The sequence below is a fragment of the Gilvimarinus sp. 1_MG-2023 genome (assembly GCF_030548285.1).
The window spans coordinates 1-999 of sequence record NZ_JAUOSC010000031.1 but is presented as its reverse complement, the minus strand read 5'-3'; the positions used below and the strand labels follow the sequence as shown (position 1 = coordinate 999).

General features: G+C 57.0%; 1 protein-coding gene. It reads left to right on the top strand.

What is annotated here, in order from left to right:
• Window positions 1-37 precede the first annotated feature (37 nt).
• The coding region (gene murG / locus Q4563_RS15465) for an undecaprenyldiphospho-muramoylpentapeptide beta-N-acetylglucosaminyltransferase (RefSeq protein WP_303605085.1) at window positions 38-999 on the top strand (962 nt) is incomplete at its 3' end.

Sequence of the window (999 nt, the reverse complement as noted above, 5' to 3'; positions counted from 1 at the left end):
GCCTTCAGGATCCAGTCGTAGCAAAGTGGCCCTGATTATGGCTGCTGGTACCGGGGGACATGTGTTCCCGGCATTGGCGGTTGCCCGTGCTCTGGTAGCACAAGGCTATGTGATTCACTGGCTTGGAACACCTTATGGCATGGAACAAAATCTGGTTCCTGCTGCAGGGTACCCGCTGCATGCAGTGAATATTCGAGGTTTGCGTGGCAAAGGCATCAAGGGTCTGATGATGGCCCCCTGGCGTATTGCCCTGGCAACCTGGCAGTCACGGGCGGTTATTCGTGCCATCAAGGCCGATATCGTGGTGGGGTTTGGTGGTTATATTGCCGGCCCAGGAGGGGTGGCAGCACGGCTTGCCGGAGTGCCTCTGGTGATCCATGAACAGAATGCAATTGCTGGAATGACCAACCGCTGGCTTAACCGTATCGCGCACTTGAGTTTGCAGGCCTTTCCCGGTGCTCTGGCCGGCGCGATGACAGTGGGCAATCCGGTACGTCGTGAACTGGTCGAGTTACCAGCCCGTGCCGTGCCCTTGTCTGGCCCTTTGAATATTCTGGTGGTGGGCGGCAGTCTTGGTGCGTCGGCCCTGAACGATGCCGTCCTGGCTTGTTGGCAAGCGATGCCAGCGGCTGGGCGGCCGAACTTGCGCCACCAGGTTGGCAAGCGGGATGCTGAGCGTATGCTGGCGGCGTATGCTGCCAGTGATGTGGTCGCAGACGTCTCTGCATTTATTGACGATATGGAGGCGGCTTATGGCTGGGCCGATCTGATGATTTGTCGTTCTGGTGCCTTGACGGTATCGGAAGTTGCGGCGGTCGGTAAAGCGGCGATTTTTGTGCCGTTCCCTTATGCGGTCGATGATCATCAAACCATCAATGCCGGTTATTTGGCAAACAATCAGGCCGCACTGATCTGTCAACAGAAGGATCTGACGCCAGAGTGGCTACAACAAACAATAGGCTTGCTGGATAAGGATCGTGCCCGTTTACAAGGCATGGC